Annotated in this window: 2 protein-coding genes and 1 pseudogene; 1 reads left to right on the top strand and 2 read right to left on the bottom strand. The window is 68.8% G+C overall.

Going from position 1 to position 5120, the window contains the following annotated elements; all coding sequences use genetic code 11:
- Positions 1-174 precede the first annotated feature (174 nt).
- Together LzC2_RS20210 and LzC2_RS20205 are read right to left on the bottom strand one after the other, a co-directional pair.
- Positions 175-1362, bottom strand: a complete 1188-nt coding sequence (locus LzC2_RS20210; protein WP_171189836.1) for a DUF1559 domain-containing protein — start codon at positions 1360-1362, stop codon at positions 175-177.
- Positions 1363-1868: 506 nt separating this feature from the next.
- Positions 1869-3188 carry a polysaccharide biosynthesis/export family protein gene (locus LzC2_RS20205; protein ID WP_171189835.1) on the bottom strand — a complete coding sequence of 440 codons (1320 nt, stop codon included), beginning with the start codon at positions 3186-3188 and terminating at the stop codon, positions 1869-1871.
- A gap of 498 nt (positions 3189-3686) precedes the next feature.
- On the opposite strand from LzC2_RS20205, the pseudogene LzC2_RS20200 reads away from it, so the two are divergent.
- Positions 3687-5120, top strand: a pseudogene (locus LzC2_RS20200) (hypothetical protein); the annotation flags it as partial.

Below are 5120 nucleotides of genomic sequence, written 5' to 3'. Positions count from 1 at the left end.
GGCGGGGGCGGCGGTCATCGGGGGGAGCGGTTCGATGGACGGACGCCCGATCGTAGTCCGCCGTCGCGATCGGTCGCCGGTCGCCTCGCCCCGAAACGCAAACCGCCCGCCTCGAAAGGGGCTTCGAGACGGGCGTTCGGTCGATCGTTCAGCCGCTGACGCGGCGTTCGCGGCTCAGAACTCGCCGACGACTTCCCCGGCGTCGCGCGTTCCCAAGGCGCCCCAGGTGCCGTAGGGGCTGGCGGCGGCGATGGGGTTGGTCGCGTTCAGGTTGCCGGTATCGATCGTCTCCGAGATGAACTTCACGGAGCCGTCCACCATGCAGACCTGGACGCCGCCGGAGTGATAGCTGCCGGCGGAGAAGATCCCGCGGCCGCGGCGGTCATAGAAACCGCCGTTGGAGCAGCTCGGGCCGTTCGGCGGCAGGATGGTGTGGAAACCGGTCACGTCCGCGAACGCCACCGCCCACGCCTTGCCGCGGTCGTCGTCGACGGCGATGTCCCGGCGATAGAAGCCGGGGTTCGCGGGGTCGATCACTCCCGTGTTTTCCAAGCAGTTGGCTCTGGGATCTTCGTACCCGCCGTTGGACTCCGGCAGGCTGGTCTGGGCGATGCCGCCCACGAACTTGTAGCGGTCGGTGCGTCCGATCTCGCCGATCATGATGGTGTTGACCGTGCCGTCGCGGGCGTCGGTGAAGCTGTAGTGAATGTGGTCGTCGGCGGCGTGGTTATTCGGGTCGAACCGCCCCCAGTTGCCGGCGAAGATGCCGCGGCTGCGCCGGGCGGCCTCAGTGGGATTGCGTTGCAGCATGGCGGTTCCGTTGTCGCCGTAGCACGCCGCGTAGTTCGTGTCGCCGCAGCCGCCCGGTTGCCGCGAGTCGGACGGACAGAGGAGCGAGGCCAGTTGGTACTGGAAGGGCGGGTAACCGTTGCCGCCGTTCGGTTCCGGCCAGGGGCCGAAGGCCTGGTAGTTAATCGTGCCGTCGTTGTCCGAATCGAGCGGATTCTTAATCTGGTTCCACAGCGCCGTCTGGTCCATGTACGGGGTGAGCGGCATCAGATAGCTGACGAACCCTTCGTTCGAGCCGCCGATGCCGTCCAGCGTGGTGCCGTTACAGCCGGACGGGAACACCTTGTAGGTGCTGTTGTAGTTGTGCATCGCCAACCCGAGTTGCTTCAGGTTGTTCTGACACTGGCTCCGACGGGCCGCCTCGCGGGCCTGTTGCACGGCGGGCAGCAGCAGCGAGACCAGGATCGCGATGATGGCGATGACCACCAGCAGTTCGATCAGCGTAAAACCGGATCGGACGGACGCCTTTGGTCGGCGGCAGTCCCTGAATCGGGGAACACGATTGCGTAACATCATTGGACTTTCGTGAAGCGGGAAGCATCGTTCCAAGGGTGAACGCGCCTCGCCATGGAAGGGATTCGCCGAGAACCAATTAGCTCGGCGAAGGAGAACGGCGATTCTTGAGTTTAGGCGCGCCCAATCGCATCTGCAACGCGTTATTCGGCGAGGCGGCTGAACTTCTTTGTCGAGCGGGCGTCCGAGTCGAGGCGGTTCCGGACGGATTCTCGGCCCCTGAAAAGAGGGGCGCCGCCGCGACGAATCCATTGTCGCCCATGTCCGGCGGCGACAGTCATGGAGGCGCCGTCCGACGATCCTGCGTCGCAGGACGTCCCTTCTATCAAGTCGATCAAGCGCCTCCCGAGAGGAAGCCGCGACCAGTGTTGGAGCCGCGGTTCGCTTGAACGACGAATAGATCGCCGCGCCGAGCAGGCCGGATTCGGGGGCGCCAATGCGAACCGCCCGCCCGGGGGAACCCGGGCGGGCGGCTTATCGATTGGCGGGGGCGGTTCGGGTTCCGTTCAGAACCCGTCGGCCTCCAGCGTGGGCAGGCCGGCGTCCCAGGCCGGGGCGGTCGTCAACGCCGCCCGACCGACGGCCAAGTCGTCCAGATCCGGCAGGTCCGGGATATCCGGCGGCAGCGGGGCGGGGGTCTCGGTCTCGCTGTCGTCCGGCGTCGTCGGAACGTCCGGCACGACGGGCGGGGTGGGCGCCGGCGGTTCGTCCGTCAGCCCGGGGGCGGGATCGGTTCCTTCCTCGCTCATGCCGTCGTTGGTCACGTCGATCGGATCCGGGGCCGGCGCGGGCACCGGGCCGAATCCGTCTTCATCGTCGGCCGGCGCCGGGGCGGGCGGAGCGGACAGCTCCCGGGTGTCGGCGCCGTAGGGGCCGGGGAAGTTCGTCGGGCTGAGGTCGGCGCGATCCGGGCACATCGCCGCGTAGCGGGTGGGCGTCGGGCAGGGCTTGGCGTCCGGGCCGCAGCCCCACTGGGGGGAGCAGTTGCACAGTTCGCAGCCTTTGTTGCAGCCCAGGAAGTCGTCGACGGTGTCCTTGAAGCCGCGGGTCGGCACGAAGATCCGGTCGCCGGGCAGGATCTGGTAGTTCGTCGTGCTGTCGCCGCTTTGGACGAGGTGGTCGTAGCAGACCGGCAGCACGGTGCGGCAGTCGGCGGGCACGGACGGGCGAGAGAGGATGATGTCGCACTTCTTCGCCCCGTCGGTCAGGCCGCCGGCGGTGAGGATGGCGTCCAGCACCGTTTCCCGACCGGCGAGTTGGAACACGCCGGGCGTCTGCACGGCGCCCAGCACGTAATACACGCTGCCTTTGGGGTCGATCAGACGGACGTTGACCTCCGCGCCGCTGGGGTCTTCTTCGATCGCCTCGGCGAGGGCTTCGTCGCGCTCGGCGACATAGGAGACCTGTTGGGCGACGACCTCTTCCACCTCGGTCAGGCTCATCCCCGCGACCGCGACGCGGCCGAAGCGGCCGAGGTCGATCGTGCCGTCCGGCTGGATCGGCTGATCGGCGGGGAACCGCAGCGGGGTGTCGAACCGGGCCGGCTCGATCAGCACCGTGTCGCCGGGCGCGAGGCGGTAGACGGGCAACAGGGTCTTCGAGAACTCCCGCGGCACCTGCGCCGGCATCGGCACGCCGCGACGGGCCATGTCCGCCTGCGGGGTGAGCGGATCGGCCCGGTTCAGACCGCCCCCGGCGCAACCGAGCGACGAGCCGGCCAGGCCGACCGCGAGCAGCGCGACCGCGGCGAAGCGGGAGGAAGCGAACCAGCAGCGAGACTCGGGCCGTGCAGAACGGCCCGGGCGGGGGAGTGGCGTCCGTGCCATAACTACCGCGGGGTTTGGAAAGGGTGGGCCGCCGACAACATTCGGGGTCGTCAAGTGGAATCGGCCGTCCACGCCGGATTGGCCACCTCGACTCGGAGGGGTAGCGTTCGGTCCCGCAGGCGCGGCATGATGGGGGCCGGTTGGGAAAGCTTGGGGGACCGCGTGGGACGGAACCGGCGCTTTGCTCCAGCTTCGGAACCGAAAGGCTCGGCGCCGACGGATCGCGACGGGCCGACGGATCGCTCTGAGGCGACGGATCGCTCTGGGCCGTCGGATCGCTCCGGCGCTAGGAGTCTCCCCCAGATCGTCGAGGGACGACTTCCTTCGGTGCGGTCCGCTTCGCGTCTCCCCGTCGTCTCCCCCCGACAGATACGCTTCGCATCCGCATTCAAGACGAAGTCCCCCGGCCCTCGTCAATTTCCATGCCCTCCCTCACCTCCGCCGCGGGCGGGGGACGATTCTGACGGCGGACCTGCTCCGCCTCTCGCCTTCAACCTGATGTCTCAGAAGCCCCTCCCCTCAGAAGCCGGATCGGAGACCGTGGCTCCGGTTCGCCCCTGCGGCTGGTGCGGGGCGTGGTGGGTGGTTCCGGCGCTGACGCTGGCGACCGTCGCGACGCGCGCCGGGCTGGCGCTGCGGTTGGAAGCGGTCTGCCGCGACGCCCATTACTACCAGATGCTCGCGGGGAAGCTGCGGGCCGGAGATGTGGACGGGGCGTTCGCCTCGGTCGACCTCAATTTATACGTCGGGCTGATCGCCTTGCTCGGAGGCGTGGGCGAAGCGCTGGGCGTCGGGGCGACGACGACGGCGATGGCTTGGGGCGTGATCGCCGCGGGACTGACGGCGCCGCTGCTGTTCGACTGGCTCAAACGCCAGTTCGGGGTCGGCGTGGCGATCGGCGGCGTCGCGACGTTCGCCGTACATCCGGGCTTCACGGAGACCGGCGTCGAACCGATCCGGGACGGGACGTTCTGGCTGTTCGTCGCCGCGGCCCTCGCCGCCTGCTGGCGCGCCACGGAGCCGAACGGCACGCCCGTGACCGATACGCCCGTGACCGACACGTCCGCAAACGAGGGAGCCGCGTCCCGCCGGTCGCGGCTGGGGTGGTCTCTGCTGGCCGGACTCGCATTGACCGCCGCGACCTTCACCCGAACTGAAGGGGTGCTGCTGCTGTCGCTTCTGTTCGGCTGGACCGCGCTGGCGGCGTGGCGCCGGCCGACGGAGCGGCGGTCCCTGTTGGGCGGCGTCGCCGCGGCTCTCGCCGTGGGACCGGCGACGTTGTTGTTGGTCAACGTCACCCTCTTGCACGATCATGACGAGTGGGAATGGGGCCGACTGGGGATGCTGGAAGTTGCCGGCGAATGGGTGTGGGAGTCCGCCGTCGGCCCGTCGACCGATGCCGTCGAGCAAGCCGCGCCCGCGTCGAGTTCCCTCGGCGAAGTCGCCGCCGTCGAGCCTGCCGCGGTCGCGCCCGCCGTCGAACCGGCCGGCGTCGCACCGGCTGGCGTTCCGGTCGACCCGAGCGTCGTCGTCGACGCCGAAGAGGAAGCGGAGGCGCCGCTGTGGCTCATCTACGCCGAGGGGATGATCTCGGCGTATAAGCCCATCGTCCTGATTCTGTGCGGCGTCGGCTTGTTGGGCTATTGGCGGCGGATGTTCCGCATCGACGTCTGGCCGGTCTGGGCCGTGACACTGTTGATGATGGCGAGCATTCTTCAACGCCTGTTGCAGCACGGAGAGATCAACGGCCGGTACTTCCTGTTGCCGGCGCTGCTGTCGCTGCCCGTGATGGGGCTGTTGCTGGACGGCGTCGTTCGCTGGGCGGCTCCGCTCCTCGGGGCGGTGGACGCTCCGGACGGCGGGCGCAAACTGCACAAGAAAACGACCCCTCTGTGGGGCGGCATCGCGGTGATCGCCGCGTTCGTGGTCGGC

This window comes from Alienimonas chondri, from assembly GCF_013036045.1.
Classification (GTDB): domain Bacteria; phylum Planctomycetota; class Planctomycetia; order Planctomycetales; family Planctomycetaceae; genus Alienimonas; species Alienimonas chondri.
Note: the sequence above shows the minus strand (reverse complement) of the source record. Positions and strands in the feature narration are given on the sequence as shown.

Bases quoted from the DNA above. Each gene is read 5' to 3' on its own strand.
- LzC2_RS20210 (WP_171189836.1), bottom strand. From the start codon at position 1,362: ATGTTACGCAATCGTGTTCCCCGATTCAGGGACTGCCGCCGACCAAAG.
- LzC2_RS20205 (WP_171189835.1), bottom strand. From the start codon at position 3,188: ATGGCACGGACGCCACTCCCCCGCCCGGGCCGTTCTGCACGGCCCGAG.